The sequence below is a fragment of the Clostridium pasteurianum BC1 genome, from assembly GCF_000389635.1.
In the GTDB taxonomy this organism is placed as follows: Bacteria; Bacillota; Clostridia; order Clostridiales; family Clostridiaceae; genus Clostridium_I; species Clostridium_I pasteurianum_A.
The window spans coordinates 2,970,660-2,993,531 of the sequence record NC_021182.1; the positions used below are offsets into that span (position 1 = coordinate 2,970,660).

Below are 22,872 nucleotides of genomic sequence, written 5' to 3' on the forward strand. Positions count from 1 at the left end.
TTTAACCTTTATCTTTTTTTAATTTTTATTTCCCTTATGTAATCTCCCATAAGTACAAGCATTATATTTTTTCCTCTTCCTGCCCTGTTTTGAAGTTTAAACTCCTCAAGAGGTATAACTTTACTTTCCTTATTCTTGGATTTTACAGTAACGACTTTATACTCCTCACGGCATAGAAAACCATATAAAGCTTCATCTTCCTCATCCAAACTTATGCCTGTTACTCCTGAAGCAATTTTACCCATGTAACTTATGTTCTTGGACAAAAACCTTATACTCATTCCCTTTAAAGTAATAATTATAATATCATTATCTTTTTCTTTATTTAAAAATTCAACGTTTATTAATGTATCCTTACCTCTAAATTTGTAGGCAATAGTACTGGTATTCTCCATTTTAAATTCTTCTAAAGCTGTTTTCTTAATCAATCCATTTTTTGTAAAGAAATATACATCTATAAGTTCCTTGAAGTCTTTTACAGAAATTATATTCAGTATTTTTTCAGACTTTCCATCAAAATCTTCGTTAATTTCTTCTATATTTATGCCTTCACTATCCATGTTTTGCAAAAATAAAGCTGGTATATATAATAACTTTCCTGTATTAGTAAAAAATAAAATGGTGCTTGAGGAATCTGTGTTACATTCCTTTACACTAGGATTATTTTTAATTTTATCCTCTACTTTTATATTTCCATTACTACTTACGCTGACTTTAAAGGTTTTAAAACTGTATTCATTATTAAACTCCACCCTTGTAATGCTATCCTTATTTGGAAGATTAAAAAGTTTTGTACCAAAGTTATTTCTTTCGGATTCCTCAAGTATTGGTTCTTCTATGGTAAATTGAAAATTTAATTTTGTTTCAATAGTTAAAAATTTCTCTTTTCTGTTTTTTTCTACCAATTCTATGAAAATGAGACTTTCCTCGTTCCTTATTTTTAACGCCATAATTTTAGAATAATTTGAGTTAAATTTATCTAAGGATATTTTCTTTATAAATCCTCTATCAGTTATAAAAATCAGATCCTCTTGAGAAAGAATATTTTCTATAGAAAATACATTTACTATATGCTCTTTCTCCAGGTCTAAGGCTCTTATAAGGGTATCCAACCTCTCTCCCTTTTCTTTCCACTTGTATTCAGGTATGGCATTTCCCTTTATCTGATACATATTCCCTTTATCTGTAAAAAACATAATTGTATGCTTTGTATTAGAATCAAGTAGAAATTTGTTATAATCCCCTTCCCTGTACTCTATATCTTCTACATTGGTGTTAGATCTGCCATAAGTCTTTTGAGATATTCTCTTTGTATATCCTTCCTTTGATATAGTAACTACAATATCTTCTACTACAATTAACTCCTCCAGGTCTATTTTTGCTTCCTCTTCATTTTCAATTATCTCCGTGCGCCTGTCATCGCCATATTTTTCCCTTACTTCTTTCAACTCATTTTTTATAACCTTCAGTAATTCTTTTTCCTTTTCAAGAATATTTTTCAGCTTTTTAATTACCTTTTCCAATTCTCTATATTCTTTTTCAAAGGTTTTTATCTCAAGACCTGTAAGTCTGTATAACATGAGCTCCACTATTGCCTGTGCCTGAATTTCTGTAAATTCATACTCTTTCACTAAATTATCGATAGAATCTTTCTTGGATTTTGAAGCCCTTATAGTAGCAATTATATCATCCAATATATCTATAGCTTTAATAAAGCCCTGTACTATGTGAAATCTTTTTTCGGCCATTTCCAGTTCTTTTTCAGTTCTTCTTTTAATTACATCTTTTTGGTGTTCAACATAGTATTTTAAAATAGTTTTAAGTCCCATAGTAAGTGGCTTGCCATTAGCCAGAGCTACCATATTAAAGCTTACATTGCATTGAAGCTCTGTCTTTTTAAAAAGATATTTTTGTACCTTTTCAACCTCTTCTTTAGATAAAGTCTTCTTAAATTCTATAACAGCTCTTATTCCAGATCTATCAGATTCATCTCTAATATCTGCAATACCTTCTAATGCCTTTTGGTGTCTTTTATCTCCTGTCATTTCAGAAATAGTCTGTAGTATTTTAGCTTTATTTCTCCTATAGGGAAATTCCGTTATAACAATTCCATATCTGCCATTTTCCAATTCTTCTATACTGGTCTTTGATCTTAAAGTAACTTTTCCCTCTCCGGTTTCATAAGCAGATAAAAGTGATTCCGCTCCTATCAGTATACCTCCAGTAGGTAAATCCGGTCCTTTTATATACTCCATGAGCTCCCTTGTGGTAACTTCATTATTATCTATGTACAAAAGCGCTGCATCTATAACTTCTCTCAAATTATGAGGAGGTATGTTTGTTGCAAGACCTACTGCAATACCAAAGGCTCCATTTACTAAAAGATTAGGATATTTAGCTGGAAGCACCTCTGGTTCAAGCTCTGAGGCAGAATAATTGTCTACCATGTTCACCACATCTTTGTCCATATCCTTAAGCATTTCCATGGCATTAGGTGTAAGCCTGGCTTCTGTATAACGCATGGCAGCGGCATTATCACCATCCTGACTTCCCCAGTTTCCATGTCCATCTATAAGTGGATACCTGGTGGTAAAACTTTGCGCAAGTATAACCATAGCATCATAAACAGAGGTATCTCCATGAGGATGATATTTCCCAAGAATATCTCCTACTATTCTTGCAGATTTATAATAGGGCTTATCAGGAAATGCCTTCATCATATAGGCACCATATAAAATTCTTCTATGAACAGGTTTTAGCCCATCCCGAACATCTGGCAGTGCTCTGTCTTTTGCTACCTCCACAGCATAGGGCAAATAATTATCTGGCATAGCCTCTTCTAAGGGGACATTAATTATATTATTATCTTTTGGTATATCCATCTTCTTAGCCACGTAATTTCCTCCATTAATGCATATTCAAATTAATAACTACTCACTATTTATTTTTACATGCCTAAATTTAAAATTCTGCGTATTTATACATATAATTTTTTCTAGGCTCCACTATATCTCCCATTAAAAGAGATACCATTTTTTCTGCCTTTGCAGCATCTTCAATGGTTACTCTTTGCAGTGTTCTTGTAGTTGGATTTAAGGTAGTATCCCAAAGCTGATCGGGATTCATTTCTCCAAGGCCCTTATATCTTTGTATTAGCGCTCCTTTTCCCACCTGTTTTTTTGCCTCAGCTAGCTCACCATCAGAATAGGCATATTTTATCACCTCTTTATTTTTAACCTCCTTATATACCTTATAAAGAGGGGGAAGAGCAATATACAAATGCCCATTAGCAATAAGCGGTCTCATATATCTATATAGATAAGTCATCCAGAGAGTTCTTATATGATAGCCATCCACGTCTGCATCACTCATTATTATAATTTTATCGTATTTTAAATTGTTTTCTCTATAATTATCTAATACACCTGTACCAACTGCCGCAGTAAAAATTTTAAGTTCCTCGCTGGCAAGGACATTTTCTAATTTCTGCTTTTCAGTATTCATAATTTTACCTTTAGAGGGCATAATGGTTTGAAACCTTCTGTCTCTTGCCTGTTTTGCACTACCTCCCGCAGAGTCCCCTTCTACAATTATAAATTCAGCTACAGAGGAATCCTTAAGAGTACAAACTGCTACTTTACCAGCTAAAGGAGCTGCACCCTTCCCTATTTTCTTTTTTTCGGCCTCATTTATCTTCTTTATCTTTTCCCTTCTGGTGAAGGCTTGTATTGCATTATTTATAATAGCTACAGCTAACTCCCTATTATCTTCAATCCATTCACAAAGTTTTGTATAGGCAAGGTCATTCATCATAGTAGCTGATTCGCTATTTCCAAGCTTTGTCTTAGTTTGTCCCTCAAAAATTGGATTTGATAATTTTATTTTTATTATGGCTGTCATTCCCTCTCTTAAATCATCACCATCAAATTCTTTATCCTTTTCCTTTAAGAGATTTAATTTTTTTGCCCATTCTTTAAAGGCTCTAGTCATTCCAGTTTTAAAGCCAGTTTCATGAGTTCCTGCCTCTGTGGTAGGTATATTATTTACATAACTAGCTATGTATTCTGTGGTTGAATCCGTAAATTGCATGCAAACTTCTGCCTGCATATATATTTTACTTATTTCTCTTTCCCCTTCAAATATAATAGGATCCTTGTGAAGTGGAGTTTTGCTTTCATTTAAATAATCTATAAAATCTAAAAGACCTCTTTCAGAATGATATATCTTACTAATAGGCTCTTCTTTTCTATTATCTATTAATTCCAGTGTTATACCTTTATTTTGGAAAGCTAATTCCTGGAGCCTTTCATCTATTACTTCAAATTTAAAATCTGTAGAACTAAAAACTTTTTTATCTGGTTTAAAAGTTACAGTGGTTCCCGTTTCCTTTGTTTTACCAGCTATCTCTAGTTTTGTTACTGGTGTACCTGGCATATATTTATCAAGAGCTTTATCAAAAGCATATTCAAATCTCTGTTTGTATATGTGGCCATTTTGACTAACTTTAACTTCCAGCCATTCAGAAAGTGCATTAACTACTGCTGCACCAACACCATGAAGTCCACCAGAGGTTTTGTAGTTCTTATTATCAAATTTCCCTCCAGTGTGAAGCTCTGTATATACCATTTCAACCCCGGATTTCTTCTTAATTGGGTGGATTCCGGTTGGTATACCTCTTCCATTATCAGAAATGGTGACACTTTTGTCCTGATTTAATGTGACAGTAGCCTTATTACCAAAGCCATTGGATATCTCATCTATGGCGTTATCTAATATTTCCCATATGCAATGATGTAATCCCTTTGTTCCAGTGGAACCAATATACATGCCGGGTCTTATTCTCACTGGTTCTAGTTTTTCAAGAGATGTAAGGGATAGTACATCATAATCCTGTTCTCTTTCATTTTCTAAATTCATGTTATTCATTTCCTCCATATAAGCATATTAAAGAAATCAGGTAAAAGATAACACTACCTTACATATTACCTTTCACTTTTATTTTCATTTTCTATGCATTAATTCATATATTGCCCCTACATTTACAAATTATCAATCTATTTTTACTTTATTATTTTAGGCATATTCAAATAAATAACTAGTCAGTATGTTAGCCTATTTTGAATCCTACTGCGTCAGCAGAACCCTCAGATAGCCCACTATCCTCGGAACCTTTTTCCTTGTATGATTCAAAATATTCGTCGCATCTTTGACTTACTATTTATTTTCACATGCCTTAATTGATTATAAAAGCAAAATATTTATCAAATATAAAAAACCGAAGCATTTCGGTTTTTATATTTTTACATTAAATTCTAATTGATTATTCACAATTCATCAAGAAAATTTTTTATAAAATATTTTTAATTTAGTAAAATAGTTGAATAAAATCAAATAGTATTTAAACATTAAGCTAGATGACTATTCAATTAAATTAGTAGCAGGTAATGTAGCGCAAATTAATTTTATAATATGTTTAATAGCTTTATCACTAATAGTACTTTTTAAATTCAGATTTTCAATCAATTCTTTAGAAATTAGCAGCGCTTTTTCTTCCTTTACATCATTATAGTCTGTTTTAAAATTTTCTTCAACAAAAATTACAGCTTCACCAATAGCCCTTAATATGTTTTTTATAGTTTTCTCTGTAGTCTCCTCAGTTTCCAACTTCAAAATATTAGCAGTTATACCATAATAATCTTCCTTAATTTTAGCATCCTTTTCCTTTAATAAGTATACAAAATATGAAATTCCAAGCACTATAGCAACTAATAATATATATTGAACTATTATTTCTAACATAGGAATCACTCCTTAAACAATTACATATATCCATACATTAAATATCTATCTAATATTGATATATGCAGTAGTTTTAGAACATGTACCTCTAAAATTAATAGAAGGAAAAAAGAGGCGTCTCTCCTGCATAATAATGCATCTTGAGACAACCTCTTCGTAATTAAAAGTTATATTTTACTTAATTGTTATTATATTTTTTTGTCCACGCTTAACTTGCGTTCCTTCGCTAATTACTACACTTTTACCCTCCGGTAAATTCGTAAATACTACTGGCGTAATTATAGATGGAACCTTGTCTTTAACCTGATCAATATCAATTTTTAAAATTGTCTGCCCTGCCTTTACTTTATCATCTTGCTTAACAAGAGCTGTAAAACCTTCACCTTTAAGTTTAACAGTATCCATACCAAAATGCACTAAAAGTTCTAATCCATCTTCTGCAGTTATACCTACAGCATGTTTAGTTGGAAATAGAGTTGTTATAGTTCCATTAACCGGTGAAACCACTTCTCCATTAGCTGGTTCAATAGCAAAACCATCACCCATCATCTTCTGTGAGAATACATCATCAGGAACTTCTGTAATACTGATTATTTTTCCATCTAAAGGAGAAACTATTTCAGAAACATCACTTAAATCTACATCAACTGACTTTGAAGTTTCTTCCTTTGCAGTAGGAATTGGCGTCTTTCCATTAATTATATCTTTTATTTGCCCTTTAAGATTGTCCGATTTAGGCCCAAATATTGCTTGAATATTGTTACCAATTTCCATAACACCAGCTGCCCCTAATTTTTTGAGCTGAGCCTTGTCAACATTATTAACGTCTTTGACAATTACACGTAAACGAGTTATACAAGCATCTAAATTATCCAGATTTTCTTTTCCACCAAGTGCATTTAATATTCCATAGGCAAGATCGGTACCTTCAACAGTTCCTCCAACAGAATCTTCTGTGTCATCTTCACGACCTGGAGTTTTGAGGTTCCAAATTCTTATTGCAAATCTAAATCCAAAATAGTAAATTACTGCAAATACCAATCCTACCGGTATTACTAGCCACCAAGCAGTTCTATTAGGTATTACTCCAAATAGTAAAAAGTCAATAACACCGCCTGAGAAAGTCATACCAATTTTAACATGCAGAAGCTGCATTGTCATAAAGGAAAGCCCAGCAAATATACAATGAATACCAAATAACGCTGGAGCAACAAACAAGAAAGAAAATTCAAGAGGCTCTGTAATACCAGTTAAAAATGATGTTAAAGCTGCTGAAGCCATAATACCACCAACTATTGCCTTCTTTTCTGGTTTTGCTTCCTGATAAATAGCTAGTGCTGCTGCTGGCAATCCAAACATCATAAATGGGAACTTACCAGTTGTGAAAGTACCTGCTGTAAATGGTACACCATCCTTTAACTGTGCAAAGAATATTTTCTGATCTCCATTAACCAGTTGACCTGATTTATTTACATATTCCCCAAATTGATACCAGAATGGATTATACCATATGTGATGCAATCCAAAAGGTATTAAAGCTCTTTCAATGACACCAAATATAAATGCCGCTATAGTAGGATTAGCATCTATCATATTATGTGAAAATGCATTTAATCCTCTTCCTATTGGTGGCCAAATTATAGTAAGTGCAAGACCTGCAACAATGGCAGCTAAGGCTGTAACTATTGGCACAAATCTTTTTCCAGCAAAGAAACCTAAATATGAAGGTAATTCAATTTTAAAGAATCTTTTATATAATTGTGCAGCTATAATACCAATTATGATACCGCCAAAAACACCCATTTGTAATGTTGGGACACCTAAAGCCGATGTATATTGAGGGTGGGCAGCATCAATCATATTTGGAGTAATTCCCACTACTGCTCCAACAGTTTTGTTCATTATTAAGAAACCAACTATTGCTGCAAGTCCTGCAACACCTTCTCCATCAGCAAGTCCTACGGCAACACCAACAGCAAATAATATTGCAAGATTATCAAAAATTATTCCTCCAGCTTGACTCATTATAATTGCAAGACTTTGAAACCAAGCTACTTTTAATGCTGGTACAGCACTTAAAAACTGTTCTTCCTGAAACATAGTACCAAAAGCAAGTAATAATCCTGCTGCTGGCAAGATTGCAACTGGAAGCATTAACGCTTTACCAATTTGTTGTAAAACACCGAAAGCTTTTTTAAACATGATCTTTTCCTCCTCTTTTTCCTTGTTACCAAAGCATAAAAGGCATGAGCAAGGCTGTAACATAACTAGTATCTATTTGCAATATGATAAATTTTAAATTTATATTTTCTGTATATAAATTAAAAAATACATAATAGCTTTTAGTATAGAATTCAAAATAAAATCCTATTGCAAATAAATATTAAATTATATTTTTCACCATTGCTCATGCCTGATAGAATCAGTAACACGCAATAATATTTAATTAAATTATAATTTGTAAATATATAAATCATTGTTTTGTTTACGTTTTCATAATAGCATATCAACAATAAAATTACAACATTTTTTTGTTAAAAATAATAATTTATTTTTAAATTTTTTTTAATTCCAAGTACACATTTAGATAAAATATATTATATTTGTTATTTATTTAGATTTTACATAGTTAGGCATGTGAAAATAAATAGTAAGTCAAAGATGCGACGAATATTTTGAATCATACAAGGAAACAGGTTCCGAGGATAGTGGACTATCTGAGGGTTCTGTTGACGCAGTAGGATTCAAAATAGGCTAGCATACTGACTAGTTATTTATTTGAATATGCCTTATACAGTTAAAACACCATAAATACTGATTTAATAAAATCACAGTATTTATGGTGTTTTGTATTTATTATAATGTTTTTCTAAGAACTCTGTTTATCTATATTCACTGCATATAGATAAAAAATATCTATGAAAATCCAAATTATCCGTTAATTCAGGATGAAAGGAGGTTACAAGCATATTATTTTCTCTTGCCGCAACTACATTGCCCTTCAATTCATATACACTTTCTACACTTTCACCTAGTTTTGTTATAAATGGAGCTCTAATAAAAACCAAAGGTATCTTATTAGCAGAAACCTTTTCCACTAATTCCTCTGTTTCAAAACTATCACTCTGCCTACCGTAGGCATTTCTTCTAACGCTTATATTCATAACTTTAAGATAACTATCATTCCAATTTTCTATATTTTTAGCCAAAAGTATCATGCCAGCACAAGTTCCCCAAACCGGTAACCCTTTTAATATTTTTTCTCTCAGAGGGTTTAATAATCCAGTATCCTTTAGTAATTTACCAATAGTTGTACTTTCTCCACCTGGAAGTATTATACCGGCTAATCCCTCTAAATCTTCTTCTTTTTTTACTTCCACTGGCTGCTGCTGAAGAGCCTGTATATGTTTTATATGCTCTAAAACTCCACCCTGAAGTGATAATATGCCAATTTTCATATTACCAGCCTCTTTCTGCATACCTATCTTTAATTTCATTTAATTCAAGACCATGCATTGCTTCTCCAAGTCCCTCTGATACTTCTGAAAGTACCTTAGGATCATTGTAATAAGTGGTTGCTAAAACAATAGCTTTTGCTCTTTCCTGCGGATTTTCAGACTTGAATATTCCAGATCCAACAAATACACCTTCTGCACCTAATTGCATCATAAGTGCTGCATCCGCTGGGGTAGCAATTCCACCTGCCGCAAAATTGACTACTGGAAGCTTTCCATTTTCCCACACATATTCTACTAAATCATAAGGTGCTGCAAAATCCCTGGCAATAGACATAAGTTCTTCTTTTGGCGCATTCTTTACTTTTCTAATATCATCCATCATAGTTCTCATGTGCGTTACTGCCTCAACTACATTTCCTGTGCCAGCTTCTCCCTTTGTCCTTATCATGGCAGCGCCTTCACCAATTCTTCTAAGGGCTTCTCCTAAATTTCTTGCACCGCATACATAGGGAACATTGAAATCCCATTTATTTATATGATAAGCTTCATCTGCAGGAGTAAGAACTTCACTTTCATCAATAAAATCTATTGATAATTGCTGCAATATTTGAGCTTCCACAAAATGCCCTATTCTTACCTTTGCCATTACTGGAATAGATACAGCTTCCTGTATTCCCTTTATCATCTTTGGGTCAGACATTCTAGCTACTCCACCCTCTTTTCTAATATCAGAAGGTACTCTTTCCAGTGCCATAACTGCACAAGCACCTGCTTTCTCTGCTATTACTGCCTGTTCTGGATTTACAACATCCATTATTACTCCACCCTTTAGCATTTGAGCTAAATTTTTATTTATTTCATATTTACCCATATTAAAATCCTCCTAATTTTAGCTACAAAGACACAGTTGTACAGATTTAGGCCCAAATCTTATATATAAAATCTTTGCTTTTTAATTACTATATTATTACAATAACAATTATAAATGTAATCATATTTTTTTCAAAATGTATGGGTACAATTAATATAGATTTTTAAGAGCTAATAATAAAAAAATAACACCTTTATACTAGATTTTTACGTCTAAATATAAAAATGTTATTCATTATTACAGTTCATCTAGGTACGTGCCGCTGTTATCTCCCCCTTAAAGGGTGTAACTTTAAACGTAATATATTTTATAGCTTTATTTGAATTATTTGTACATGTAATATATAAATCCACTCCACCTGCTGAATTTGGCTTACTGGTAGTAATACTTTTAACTCTTATAATATTTCTTACATTGTTAATTTTATCCTGCTGCTGTTTCTGCTGCTCTTGTTTTTGCTTTTCTTCATCAGCTTTATTTTGAGCATCAATTTGTTGTTGTTTCGTTGCTTGATATTACGAAAGTAAATTTTTAGCATCAACATTGAATCATTACATGTTAAACCTGGTAAAATACCCATTTTACAGCTTATGCCACCCCCAAGGCTCTATAGTGAGTTTTTAGAAAGGAACAATAGAATTTGCACCTATATCTAATTTGAGGTGGCTTGTAGACTAAAATAGAGCCTCAAGCTTAGATATGGATAAATTTAATTATCTATATTTTAGGATCTTGTAATGCTATAAGCTACACCATAATGAAAAGGTAGTTTTGAAAATAGTTTAATCATACTAGATTTAAATTGCAAACAAAAACACCGTAAAATTCTTTATTGAATAATACAGTGTTTACAAAATGCTTTAATTATTAAACGTAAGCTTAGAAGAATACATAAAATAATTTATAAATTTTTATTCTAAGTATAAAGTATATTTTACATTGATATTACTCATTTATTAATTCTGCAATACGTTCATTTACTTTTTCATTATACAAACCGCCATGATAACAAATTACTGTTTGTATATCATATTCTGTAAGCTTTTTCAAAGATTTTATATTTAAGTTCATATCAAAATTAATATCAGGAGATACTTGGGCAAGTATTCCATTTTCAACTTTTAATATATCTCCAGCTATGAGTATTTTACTCTTTTTAAGGTAAAGGCAAATGTGACCCAGAGTATGTCCTGGCGTGTAAATAATTTCGATTCCTTCACAGCAAAGCAATTTCTCACCGTCAATTAGAGTTTTATCTACATTGACTTTGCATTTTTCAAAACCAGCTTTGAGTTTTTCATATACCATTTTCATCTTTTCTGGCAATGAATCCAAATTATCTTTCATTTTAGCTACCTTAAGTGGACATTTTTTACCTTCTATATATGCTTTTTCTTCTTTGTGAGCAAGTACTTTCACATTAGGTAGTTCTCTCAAAATACTGGAGACACTTCCAATATGGTCAACATCATGATGTGTAAGAATTAACATGCTTAATTTATTAAATGGCACACCTGCATGCTCAATTGAATCACGAATTTTAGTTAATTGACCTGGAAATCCAGCATCTACTAAAATTACTGTATCCTTATCCCAAATCAGTGTTGGATTAATGACACATGGCATTCCCATGACATCAGAAGATATTTCCAGCATTTCAACTCCACTAGCTATTTTCATTTATTTATTCTCCTCTCAAATTCAAATCAATATTTATTAATTTTTCCATAATATCTATTGACTTTCTACTTATTTTATGATATAATTTACGTTTACATAATAAATATAAATTATAGTGTATCTTTATCTGAATGTCAATAAATGAATTATAGATAATAAGTAAAATGTATTTTGTGTATAAAAATTACATCATATTATTCAATTTTCAAAGTACAATTGCCTGACTATTTAGCTCGACTTATAATCGTAGCTTGAAGCTCCTGAGATAACTCATTATAGTTTTGTTGTAATACTTAGACTCTTTTTGTATCCTCACTTGTTCTTCAAGCTGCTTCTTCTCTTTTATTGCTTTCTGTAATTCTCTACTGGTCATTTCGTCTACTGTCTTAGTCTGTCCATTTATCTCATGTGACTGTGAAATGAAATCCTCTCTTTCCTCTGAAGGAACATCAAGTAGTGCGAATATCTTTGTTGGTTGTAAATTGCTCAGCGCTGAGCAATTTGAGAACTCTCTAGCAACTTGCATAAATCTATTTGCTGACTGCCTACTAAACACAACTTTTTCCTTTAAATATGTACCCCATTCACCATGAGGTAAACTTTCCTTTACTTTAATTAGCCTCTTTCCTATTTCAATAATATTCTGTGCTGTCTGCTGCTTATAGATTAAGATCTCAGTTACTGAAAGAAAATAAAAATTTTAATTATGTAATTTTCTCTATAGGTAATTTTTAAAATAAATTATAAAATATATGAAGTCTTCATAAAAAAGCAGACAAATAAAAAATAGGCAAATGACAATCAGACAAATAAAAAGTAAACAAATAAAGGATAATGATAATTTCTTAAAATTAAAATCATTTCTTATTTCATAATTATATACCGTTAATTTTCGCTTAATACCCATGTAAGTTGCAGATAGCTTTTCAAAAAAATTTTTCATGCTAAATGTTATAGCCAAAGCAATTGCCGATATACCACATAGATAATAACGGGATTGATATCCACCCATATATCCTGAAATATTTACATATTCCTTATAAGCACGTATACACTGTATTACAGCCGAAATCGCTAATCCTAAGTATACTGAAATTGCCACTAAAACAATGGGATATTTTTTTGCAACCTTTTTCATTTGAAATAACAATATAATAGGAAGAAATAAAAGTATAAGTAATGCAATATTATTTACAGAAAAAAGACTATCAATCTTTATTAAAGAAACATTAGATGCAATCCCTGTCCATGTTCTTAAAAAATCATTACTAAAATATACTATATATTGAGTAAAATTCATATGAGTACGATTTGCAACAGGAACATAAAAACCTGATGCATAAAAATCCTTAGGATCTAATAATTTATATGTAGGCTGAATACTTCCTGTTTGAAGATAAACTATTATATAGTATAAAGCTGTAACAATATATACAGGTAATGTAGCAAATAATTTTTTAGAAATTAAGAAACTTAAATCTTTTTCTTTTATTATAATTAAAATAATATATATACATGATGCAATAAAAACCACTAAACCTGCTGTAAGTTTAGACATAAACGAAATAAATACACCCAAACTTATTATAAGATAAGTGGAAAAATTTCGATTTTCCTCAGAAAAACGCAGCAGTCCAAATACAAAGACAGATAATCCAATTAATGCCAAAGTATCGTTATTAATACCTGCAGAATTATAGGCCAGCATTGGTACTGATACTACTATTGCTGCATACAGCAAGTGCAACAATGGATTTTTACCAATTCTACTGTATCCAATGTACAAAATAAGTAAAATAGCTAAAGAACTGAGCGCTATATTAAAGGATCGAAGTCTAATAAAATTAACAATTACAGTATTATTAACAATTTTTACTGCTCCACTAAGTCGCATAATTTGATAATACAGAGGAGGATGACCTAGATAATTAAAAGCACCACCAAAAGTATAGGTCGCATTTTTAATGTTATTATTATCAATGGTTTTTGTTGGTTCTAATACTGTCATATTTTTAAAATCAGGAATTATTTTATGTGATTTTTCAAGATAGGCAATGTAGGAAACATGTTCAATTTCATCAGGAAAACCTCCAACATATTGTGCATAAAAAAACATTTTAAAAACAAAAAACAAAAACACCAAGAAGTATATTGAAATTATTAAATATTTAAATTTATGTTCGTCTTTTTCCAAAGTATTTGCCCTCCCACCAAAGCTGAAATAGATTCCTAAACTAATTTTATTTTTATTTAAGTTGATTTTGATGCTCATATAATATTTCTAACCTATATTCAACAAAGTAATCATTGTGACTGCTTTACTGAATTAGTTGCCAAGTTGAAGTTTAACATACTTTTATGTCAACTCTATGACAAAAATTTAAAATTCTGTTATAAAAAGTACAAATTGAATCTTTTTATATAGCATTATATTCTACTAACAAAAATCCTCATAATCATTGGTATATCTATGATTATAAGGATCATGCCATTATTTTTCTGATAAAGTTTATATTTGTTATTTTAAATTAGATATCGTAAGTAAAGCAGAATTACAAGGTGTTGCTATCTGCTATTTTATAAGTACTTATTTGTGTTATAGTATTATTTCAAGTCTTTTAATCACCTTTTCAATTTATCAACAGCTTTTCAGTCAGCATAATAAATGAAAAGTAATTTTTTTCTATTTCCATTAACATTAATTTTCTGATACTTCTTCATAACCTTTATTTTTAATATTTTTATATTCTATAAATGTTAATACTATCATTATGATATCAAAAATTGTCAGCCCTATAAGCAATGCAGAGTGCTTTTGTGTATACCGATATAATTGGTAAATAATAAATACAGTTAAAGAAAATATAGTAAGTGGATAAGCAAACATCTTCTTCTTCCATAACAAAATAACAAGTATTAGCTTTATTGCCCCATGAGAAATCAAATAAAATATAGCAAAATGTTGAAAACTTAAATTAAATCCTAAACTTGATTTTACAATAAAATTTGCAATGGTATCTCTTGGATTTTCTGATAACTCATCTTGCGTTAATAAAACAACTATTCTATTTAATCTATGTGGATTTAAAAATACCAGTAAAATTCCACCTATGATTTCTAGTATTCCATCAATGCCCTTTAACAATATTCCTATTTCAAAGCTTTGATGAAATATATTATTTTTTTCATTGATTTTTTTACTTTCTAATAACTTATTATTCAACATCATTATTTCTTCTCCTCAATAACAGATTTAACTTTAGTTTCGATATATCATTTATTTTATGTCTATGTTTTACTAAAGATTTATTAAAATATCATTAAATTGTTTAGATTTTTTATCTAATTCTTTTTCTCTTTTATTACTTTATGTAATTCTCCTATTAGGCATTTGATCAACTGACTTAGTTTATCCATTTACTTCATGGGATTGTGAGATGAAATCTTCTCTTTCCTCGATAGGTACATCTAGTAATGCAAATATTTTACTACTACCCAAATCCTTCAGCGTTGAAGCATTTGAAAACTCTTTAGCTACTCTCATAAATCTTGTAGCAGTAGCTTGATGAAAATCCACTTTTTCTTCTAGCCATTTACCCCATTCACCATGTGGTAAACTTTCTTTTACCTTAACTGTTGTAATTTGCAACAGTTTTATGTTACAATTAATATGCGATGATATAAATAAATGTATTGGAGGTGAGTTTTATGTTACTAATCATTGTTATAAATATTATATATTATGGTTATATCTTTAGGATTTGTGGCTTCAGACTTATTAGATAACAAATATACAAAAGCACTTAATGATTTTTGTAAATTAGAATGTAAATAGTAATATCTAATATTATGAAGTAATCTTTACAGAAATAAGCTTTATGCTGGAAGCGCATAGGGTTTATTCCCTTTTTGTATAAAAATATATTTCTATATAATATTAAGTATAATTAATTCTTCAATTTTATTTATTAGTATAGAAACTCTGTCACCTCAAAGACAATACTCATTTCATATCTAATACGACATTATTGCAAATACACATAAAAAAATAAATATTATTACCTCTATTTTACAATTATCGTTATATAAACCTGCCAATATTAGCACATTCCCATAATTATAAAATACAAATAACAATATTTGTATAACGCAAATAAACCTATATATTATTATTTTTAAAAAATTGTATAGGAAATAAACCCTAGGTACTTTTATTTTTAAAAAATATAGGTTAAAATATATTTATTGGATATTTTATTTTTCATATTTGTTTTGGGACTTATTAGAGCCTGCAAGCTTTAATAGGTCTTTTACTTTTTTGATTATTTATTCTAGTAATTTAGTAACATCATACTCCATTTCGCCCAATAACATTTGCTCTAAATTTTCATAGTTATAATTTCTCTGTTCATAATCATTAAATTTAGTTTTCTTAATATCAGCACTATCTTTTTTCTTTTTAAAATGATTATCATAAGCCTTCTTAGCCTTTTTAACAGCATTTCCCACTGTAGATGTAACTTTACTCATTACTGTATAAACATTACTTATAGAGCCTTTACGCTTAATTTTAATCATCTTAGCTTGCACAAGTTCAATTAGATATCGCTGGATTGTTCTTATATTTTTATTAAGTTTCTTTGCTAGATACTTCTGACTAGGGTAACAAGTATTTTTATCACCATAGCACATGGATTTAATTAATGTATATGTTCTAAATGCTCCATCAGTAATATTAGATATAATATCATCATTATCAATAAGGGTAAAATTAGTTATTATTTTTTTTACTTCCGCATCTGTAAAAGTTTGTATTACAGTTTTCTTTTCTTTAAGCCACCCAACTTTTTCAGCAATATTAGAACAGTATCCCTCATTTGAACGGTATTTAAAAAGACTTCTAAGATTTTTAAGAATTGTATTAATATAAACTGATGTTAATCCTTTTTGTTGTAAGAAGAATATATATTTTTTAATGTGTGGTTTTGATATTTCTTCTAGTTCTGTAATCTCAAACTCTTTTTCAATAAATGCATTAAATCGTGCAATATTACCCTTGTAGCCTCGCACAGTTCGTTCAGTATAATTCTGTATTATTAGTTCATAAAAAAATTCTCTTATAGCATCTTTTGTCTGCATAATAAAAACCTCCATTATCCATAAAAAACCATGATAGTTTTTATAAATAATGGAGGTTAACATTTATCATCACTTTTTTAAGCCTTTATATGAATGTTTATCATAACTAATTGAGATTTAGGACTTATCAATAATCTTCAAATAGCTTTAAACTCTCTATCCTTCAAATTCATCAGGGAACTGTGCATTTGAGTACACATCTTGCACATCGTCATCATCTTCAAGTTTGTCTATAAGACTTTGAACCTTTTCAGCATCTTCTAAATTAAGTTCAGTATATGTGTCTGGAATCATAGTAAGCTCAGCTGAAGCAAATTCATAACCTGCAGTTTCAAGAGCCTCCCTAACCACAGAAAAATCCTCCATAGCGGTAGTTATTTCAAATGCTTCTTCTTCTGGATTAAAGTCCTCTGCTCCAGCATCTAGTGCTGCCATCATAACTTCATCTTCATCTAGTCCATCTTTTTTCTCGATAATTATTTGGCCTTTTCTTTGGAACATGAATGACACACATCCATTCGCCCCTAAATTACCACCATTTCTGTCAAATATATATCTTACATTACTTGCACTTCTGTTTTTATTATCTGTTAAAACATCAACTATAACTGCAACTCCAGCAGGACCATAGCCTTCATAAACTATTTCTTCATAGTTTACTCCTTCAAGTTCACCTGCTCCCTTCTTTATTGCCCTTGTAATTGTATCTAAAGGCATATTATTAGCCTTTGCTTTAGCTACAACATCTCTTAATTTTGCATTAGTATCTGGATTAGAACCATCTTTAGCTGCCACAGCTATTTCTTTTCCTATTTTTGTAAACACTTTTCCTCTTTGAGCATCTGCTTTACCTTTTTTTGCTTGAATATTATGCCACTTTGAATGTCCTGACATAAAAAAACCTCCTAACATAACACTATATGTATTTTATAAAATCAATGTTTTATTAACTTTCACTATTCACGCAGTGAATTCTTTCACTTTTAACAGCTGCAAAGCCTAGGTTAAATCTTTCACCTTGACGCAATGCGGCAATCTTTCACTTTTTCACCGCGTCAGCCAGGTGAAAAGCTTTCACTTGTTAATGAATAAAAACCTTCATGTTAGTTCATCATCTTCTTACTAACCGAAGTATATTATGCTTATTAAACCTTAAATATTATAACATAAAAAATATTTTATGTTAAATCAATATTTTATTTATCTAAAAATAGCCTATTCTCTATTTTAAAATAATATGTATCTTCTCCTTCGACAAACTGGCAATTGCCAGAAGTTATTTCAATAAAAGTTTTTTTAACCTCTTCCAAAGTATCTATTTCAAAATAAATCATTAATTTTACTTTATCTGTATACTCTAAGCTCTCTATATGCCACATTTTCTTTTCACATAAATACTGAAGTTTTCCTAAAAGATCATAATTTACAGTAATATTGAGAGCCTTACCTTTCACTTTTAATACAATTTTTCCTTCTTTGATTGCTGAGGAAGCACCCTTTGAATAAGCCCTTGCAAGGCCACCTGTGCCAAGAAGTATTCCTCCAAAATACCTAGTTACTACAATCACTACATCTGTTATTCCGCTTTTCTTTATAACCTCCAGCATGGGAATACCCGCTGTACCCTGTGGCTCTCCATCATCGCTGTATCTTTGTATCTCAGTTTTTTCTCCAATAACATATGCATAAACATTATGCCTTGCATCTTTATATTGTGTTTTTATATTTTGTATAAATTCTTTTGCATCTTCTTCTGTATAAACTCTTTTAATATTACTTATAAAAATTGATTTCTTTTCTTCAAACTGAAAGCTTGTCTCATCTTTTATAGTATAATAACTCATACATACCTCTCCTAAAATATCAATGAATCTTACTTAATGAAAATTTGTACTCCCACCAAGTTTAGATATACAATTTAAATTGCAGCTTAAATATTAATGATTATCTCTCAAAAAGTATATTTAACAAATGAAAAAATTATTGACTATTAATGTATTCATCACATAATCTTTTTAAATAATCTTTATCTGTAGAACTTTTTATTTCTCTTATTTTATCTATAGCAATTTTACTGCTCATTTTTATAAATGCCCTTATTGCATAGGAAATCACCTGAGGATTATCATCATCTAATGCCCTTAAAAGTGTACTTTCAAAAGAAATATCATTTATCTTTCCCATAGCCGAAATAGCCATTCTTCTCACATTCACATATTTATGTACAGAGGCTTTTATAAGAATATCTTTGCAATTCCTATCTTTAAGTTCTCCTATAATCCATATGGCAGTTTCCTTATCTTTTCCCTGCATTTCTACATATTTTTCTCTTATATATACTAACAATACTCGTTTATTTTCTTCATCTATACTGGATACAAAAGAAATTTTATCATATTTGCCCGCTCTTGCAATACTTTCCAAAAGCTCCTTTGGGCTTCTGCTTTTTGCAAGAAATCTATATTTTATTTTTCCTTCAATAATATGCTTTTGTACAATTTCCCTATCTATATTTCTTATTTTACTTATAACATCAATAGATTTACCTTCCAAAAATAAAAAATAAGATATTTGCTCATTAGTATAGTTGTCAATATTATTCCATTTAAAATTTATTAATCCACTATCCATTCTATCACTCTCTATAAGCATCTGAAAATTAATTATTTTATCTCAGCTGCACTAAGTATTTTATCTATAATTTCTATTCCTCTTTTTATTTTAGACTCTTCTGTCTGTGAATAACCTAATCTAAAGTACTTTAATCCATCATCTCTATCCCTGTAAAATAATACTCCTGGTGAAATAAGTACTTTCTGCCTCTTACATCTATAAAATAATTTATCTGAGTTTATAGAAATATTTGAATTAATTTTAATATAAAAATTAAAACCTCCTCCAGGACTATTGAAGGTTACTTTATTTCCTAAAATATCTTTAATGCACTCTTCCATATAAGTATATCTTTTCAAATACATGCATTTAAGCTTATTTATATACTCTTTCCAGTATCCATTTTTTATATATAAATCCAAAGCCCTTTGCATAAGACTAGAAGTAGATATATCTGTATTCACCTTTGAATTTTCCACCTGTTCTTTAATTTCTTCTGGTGAAATAAGATATCCCAATCTTATGCCTGGCAAAAATATTTTTGAAAAGCTTTTTATGTAGATAACTCTATCATTTACATCAAGACTTTTAAAACTTTCATATTTAATGTTAGAATCATAAATAAGCTCTGAAAGATAATCATCTTCCACTATATAAAAGTCATGTTTTTCAGCTAATTTTAATATTTCCTTTTTCTTTTCCAGGCTGTAAGTCATTCCCGTGGGATTTTGAAAATAGCTCATAGTGTAAAAACATTTTATTCTATTCTTTTTTAATATATCCTTAAAATTCTCTAAATCTATGCCGTCTTCTGTCATATCTGCTTCTAAAATGTTAGCACCTCTCCATTTAAAAACAAAAAGTGCTCCATTATAAGTTGGTTTTTCAACTATTACATTATCATTAACATTAATTATTGCCTTTGATACAATATCTATTCCCTGCTGTGCCCCTGAAACTATTAAAATATCTTCTATTGCCAATTTATTATTCCAAAAATACTTATTTATATTTTTTCTAAGTCCTTCAAATCCCAATGTTTCTTGATAAATCAATGCATTGACACCGTCTCTATCTATAACTTCATTAATTACTTCTTTAAAATTATTTATTGAGAAAAATACATTACAGGAGGTTTCCCCTGCAAAATCTATATAATTATTCAGATCTTCTCCGCTTATCCTTTTAAAGGTTTCAGCATAGTCTCTTTTTAATTTTCTATTTTCATCTTTCTTTTTAGCATAAGTTCCACTGCCTATTTTTTGAACAGCATAGCCTTCACTTTGAAGTTTTTTATAAGAATTTACTATGGTATCGTTATTGACAGAGAGAAACAAGGACAATTTCCTTATAGGTGGTAATTTTTCTCCATCCCTTATTTTTCCTGAATCTATTAATTTTTTTATATGCCTTGTAATCTGCATATACTTAGGCATTTCTTCATTAAAGTTTACTGCATATATCTTCAATATCAAATCACTTCCAAAATTATATGTTCTTTAAACCCTATACTTTAAATACCTGTTATAAATCCTATCATCCACTTCTGCAACTATTTTTGTTCCCTCTTCTAAAAACTCTTCTTCATAAATTTTTGAATTTCTATGCAAATAAGCTACTTCACTTTGACTTGTATAAGGTATAAGATACTCTACCCTTTTTAAATTATTAGGCAAATCTTTACATATTTCTTCCAATAGTACATCCAAGTTTCTATTCTCTTTTGCAGAAATTTCAACTATATGTAAAGTTTTATATTTATTCTCTATATACTGAATTTGACTTACTTCAGCTTTATCTATTTTATTTAATATTAATATAACAGGCTTTTTTCCAGCACCGAGTTCCAATAACACTCTTTCAACTGCTTCAATCTGCTTAATTACATTTTCATTAGAAGTATCTATTACATGTAAAAGTAAATCTGCATAAATAACTTCCTCCAGAGTAGATTTGAAGGCTTCAACTAAATCATGGGGAAGCTTTCTTACAAAGCCCACTGTATCTGTAAGAGTGGCGATTCTATTATCTGGCAAAACTATAGCCCTTGTAGTTACATCCAGTGTTGCAAATAGCATATCTGCTTCAAACACACTTTCTTTTTTTGCAGAATCATTTGGAGCTGCCATCTCACAAAGTTTATTTCTAAGAGTTGATTTTCCTGCATTTGTGTAACCCACTAGTGAAATCTTAGGTATATTTTCGTTAGTTCTCTTTTCTCTTTGAATCTCTCTATTTTTCCTTACCTTTTCCAGTTCCTTTGTCAAATCATATACTCTTTCTCTTATATGCCTTCTATCAATCTCTAATTTTTTTTCTCCTGGACCCCTGGTTCCTATTCCACCTCCGGTTCTTGAAAGCACACTTCCAAGTCCCATAAGTCTGGCAGCCCTATATTTCAATTGAGCTAGTTCCGCCTGAATTTTAGCTTCTCTACTTCTTGCCCTTTTGGCAAATATCTCTAATATAAGAGTAGTTCTATCAATTACTTTTACGCCTAAAACTTCTTCCAGATTTCTAACCTGAGAACCTGCCAGTTCGTCATCAAAAATTATTACATTGGCAGACAATCTTTGCCTTATAACACTAATTTCTTCTACTTTTCCGCTGCCTATATATAAGGCTGTGTCCATTTTATCCTTTTTTTGAAGTACAGAATATACACATTGTACATTGCAGGCTCTAGCAAGTTCCGCTAGTTCTTCAAGACTTTCCTCACTATCTATGCCTACCAAAATTGCCCTTTCGCTATTATCTTCTTTAATATTTTCGCTTTTTATTGCATCCTGTATATATTTTAGTTTATCCATTAAATCTAGATCCATAGCCTTATGTAAATTCATAGGACCGAAAAGTTCTGGCTTAAGTACATTATTATACACACCACAAAAGCCTATTGTAATATCTGTAATATTGCCTTCATTTACTCCTACAGCTACCATGCAATCAAGTTTCAATTTTATAAGTGCTGATATATCAATCATTGACAATCTTGAGTTTCCACCTGGATGAGTATGAACTATTCTCACACCAGCAAGCTTTCCTTCCTTTACATCAATTAAAGGCAACTCCACTGTAGAGCTGTCACCCACTGCTACACTTATAACTTTTCCTCTTCTATCTATAGCTACACTTATTTCTCTATTTATAATACCTGTTACATTGCATATAATATCCGCCAATTCTTCTGTTATTACATTATATTTTGGAATTTTCATTTCATATATTTCTTCTAATTTTTCTAATAATGAATTTTTTATTCCATCTATATTGCCTAAAATCACATTATCACCCTCATCTTCTTAAACATCG

At 30.4% G+C, this 22,872-nt stretch carries 17 protein-coding genes; all 17 read right to left on the reverse strand.

Translation table 11 applies throughout. The features are described 5' to 3' along the window. Nucleotides 1–8 precede the first annotated feature (8 nt). A complete protein-coding gene (locus tag CLOPA_RS14075) occupies nucleotides 9–2,894 on the reverse strand; it encodes a DNA topoisomerase IV subunit A (RefSeq protein WP_015616116.1) in 2,886 nt (961 codons plus the stop codon). 67 nt (nucleotides 2,895–2,961) lie between these two features. After that, nucleotides 2,962–4,917 carry a DNA gyrase/topoisomerase IV subunit B gene (locus tag CLOPA_RS14080; RefSeq protein WP_015616117.1) on the reverse strand — a complete coding sequence of 652 codons (1,956 nt, stop codon included), beginning with the start codon at nucleotides 4,915–4,917 and terminating at the stop codon, nucleotides 2,962–2,964. Between the two features lie 501 nt (nucleotides 4,918–5,418). Beyond that, entirely contained in the window at nucleotides 5,419–5,799 is a 381-nt protein-coding gene (locus CLOPA_RS14085; protein WP_015616118.1) for a hypothetical protein, read from the reverse strand. A gap of 174 nt (nucleotides 5,800–5,973) precedes the next feature. Further along, nucleotides 5,974–8,001, reverse strand: a complete 2,028-nt coding sequence (gene ptsG, locus CLOPA_RS14090) for a glucose-specific PTS transporter subunit IIBC (protein WP_015616119.1) — start codon at nucleotides 7,999–8,001, stop codon at nucleotides 5,974–5,976. Between the two features lie 680 nt (nucleotides 8,002–8,681). Next, nucleotides 8,682–9,257: a pyridoxal 5'-phosphate synthase glutaminase subunit PdxT gene (gene pdxT, locus CLOPA_RS14095; RefSeq protein ID WP_015616120.1), complete on the reverse strand. Its 576-nt coding sequence runs from the start codon at nucleotides 9,255–9,257 to the stop codon at nucleotides 8,682–8,684. A 1-nt stretch (nucleotide 9,258) separates the two neighbouring features. Beyond that, nucleotides 9,259–10,128: a pyridoxal 5'-phosphate synthase lyase subunit PdxS gene (gene pdxS, locus CLOPA_RS14100; protein ID WP_015616121.1), complete on the reverse strand. Its 870-nt coding sequence runs from the start codon at nucleotides 10,126–10,128 to the stop codon at nucleotides 9,259–9,261. 945 nt (nucleotides 10,129–11,073) lie between these two features. Then, nucleotides 11,074–11,808, reverse strand: a complete 735-nt coding sequence (locus CLOPA_RS14105; protein WP_015616122.1) for an MBL fold metallo-hydrolase — start codon at nucleotides 11,806–11,808, stop codon at nucleotides 11,074–11,076. A gap of 238 nt (nucleotides 11,809–12,046) precedes the next feature. After that, nucleotides 12,047–12,481 carry a DUF3102 domain-containing protein gene (locus CLOPA_RS14110; protein WP_080648319.1) on the reverse strand — a complete coding sequence of 145 codons (435 nt, stop codon included), beginning with the start codon at nucleotides 12,479–12,481 and terminating at the stop codon, nucleotides 12,047–12,049. 45 nt (nucleotides 12,482–12,526) lie between these two features. Beyond that, nucleotides 12,527–14,002 (reverse strand): hypothetical protein, encoded by a 1,476-nt coding sequence (locus CLOPA_RS14115; RefSeq protein WP_015616123.1) that lies wholly within the window; start codon nucleotides 14,000–14,002, stop codon nucleotides 12,527–12,529. Between the two features lie 504 nt (nucleotides 14,003–14,506). Continuing rightward, nucleotides 14,507–15,037 (reverse strand): DUF2127 domain-containing protein, encoded by a 531-nt coding sequence (locus tag CLOPA_RS14120; protein ID WP_015616124.1) that lies wholly within the window; start codon nucleotides 15,035–15,037, stop codon nucleotides 14,507–14,509. Nucleotides 15,038–15,217: 180 nt separating this feature from the next. Continuing rightward, a complete protein-coding gene (locus tag CLOPA_RS14125; protein ID WP_041710899.1) occupies nucleotides 15,218–15,457 on the reverse strand; it encodes a DUF3102 domain-containing protein in 240 nt (79 codons plus the stop codon). A gap of 677 nt (nucleotides 15,458–16,134) precedes the next feature. Continuing rightward, nucleotides 16,135–16,947, reverse strand: coding sequence for a helix-turn-helix domain-containing protein (locus CLOPA_RS24455; RefSeq protein WP_015616125.1), 813 nt, complete (start codon nucleotides 16,945–16,947; stop codon nucleotides 16,135–16,137). 156 nt (nucleotides 16,948–17,103) lie between these two features. Further along, complete coding sequence (locus CLOPA_RS14140; protein ID WP_015616126.1) at nucleotides 17,104–17,841, reverse strand: YebC/PmpR family DNA-binding transcriptional regulator; 738 nt, start codon at nucleotides 17,839–17,841, stop codon at nucleotides 17,104–17,106. Nucleotides 17,842–18,143: 302 nt separating this feature from the next. Next, on the reverse strand, nucleotides 18,144–18,791 hold the full coding sequence (locus CLOPA_RS14145; protein WP_015616127.1) for a YigZ family protein: 648 nt from the start codon (nucleotides 18,789–18,791) through the stop codon (nucleotides 18,144–18,146). 136 nt (nucleotides 18,792–18,927) lie between these two features. Beyond that, nucleotides 18,928–19,578 (reverse strand): HEAT repeat domain-containing protein, encoded by a 651-nt coding sequence (locus CLOPA_RS14150; RefSeq protein ID WP_041710900.1) that lies wholly within the window; start codon nucleotides 19,576–19,578, stop codon nucleotides 18,928–18,930. A gap of 32 nt (nucleotides 19,579–19,610) precedes the next feature. Next, the gene (locus CLOPA_RS14155) at nucleotides 19,611–20,996 is read right to left on the reverse strand and encodes a PLP-dependent aminotransferase family protein (RefSeq protein WP_431602581.1); all 1,386 of its coding nucleotides are present in this window, start codon (nucleotides 20,994–20,996) and stop codon (nucleotides 19,611–19,613) included. A 63-nt stretch (nucleotides 20,997–21,059) separates the two neighbouring features. Next, nucleotides 21,060–22,844, reverse strand: coding sequence for a GTPase HflX (hflX, locus tag CLOPA_RS14160; protein WP_015616130.1), 1,785 nt, complete (start codon nucleotides 22,842–22,844; stop codon nucleotides 21,060–21,062). Between the last annotated feature and the right edge of the window lie 28 nt (nucleotides 22,845–22,872).

Bases quoted from the DNA above. Each gene is read 5' to 3' on its own strand.
- CLOPA_RS14140 (WP_015616126.1), bottom strand. From the start codon at position 17,841: ATGTCAGGACATTCAAAGTGGCATAATATTCAAGCAAAAAAAGGTAAA.
- CLOPA_RS14085 (WP_015616118.1), bottom strand. From the start codon at position 5,799: ATGTTAGAAATAATAGTTCAATATATATTATTAGTTGCTATAGTGCTT.
- CLOPA_RS14150 (WP_041710900.1), bottom strand. From the start codon at position 19,578: ATGGATAGTGGATTAATAAATTTTAAATGGAATAATATTGACAACTAT.
- CLOPA_RS14080 (WP_015616117.1), bottom strand. From the start codon at position 4,917: ATGAATTTAGAAAATGAAAGAGAACAGGATTATGATGTACTATCCCTT.
- CLOPA_RS14145 (WP_015616127.1), bottom strand. From the start codon at position 18,791: ATGAGTTATTATACTATAAAAGATGAGACAAGCTTTCAGTTTGAAGAA.
- pdxS (WP_015616121.1), bottom strand. From the start codon at position 10,128: ATGGGTAAATATGAAATAAATAAAAATTTAGCTCAAATGCTAAAGGGT.
- CLOPA_RS14155 (WP_431602581.1), bottom strand. From the start codon at position 20,996: ATGCCTAAGTATATGCAGATTACAAGGCATATAAAAAAATTAATAGAT.
- CLOPA_RS24455 (WP_015616125.1), bottom strand. From the start codon at position 16,947: ATGCAGACAAAAGATGCTATAAGAGAATTTTTTTATGAACTAATAATA.
- CLOPA_RS14120 (WP_015616124.1), bottom strand. From the start codon at position 15,037: ATGATGTTGAATAATAAGTTATTAGAAAGTAAAAAAATCAATGAAAAA.
- pdxT (WP_015616120.1), bottom strand. From the start codon at position 9,257: ATGAAAATTGGCATATTATCACTTCAGGGTGGAGTTTTAGAGCATATA.
- CLOPA_RS14105 (WP_015616122.1), bottom strand. From the start codon at position 11,808: ATGAAAATAGCTAGTGGAGTTGAAATGCTGGAAATATCTTCTGATGTC.
- ptsG (WP_015616119.1), bottom strand. From the start codon at position 8,001: ATGTTTAAAAAAGCTTTCGGTGTTTTACAACAAATTGGTAAAGCGTTA.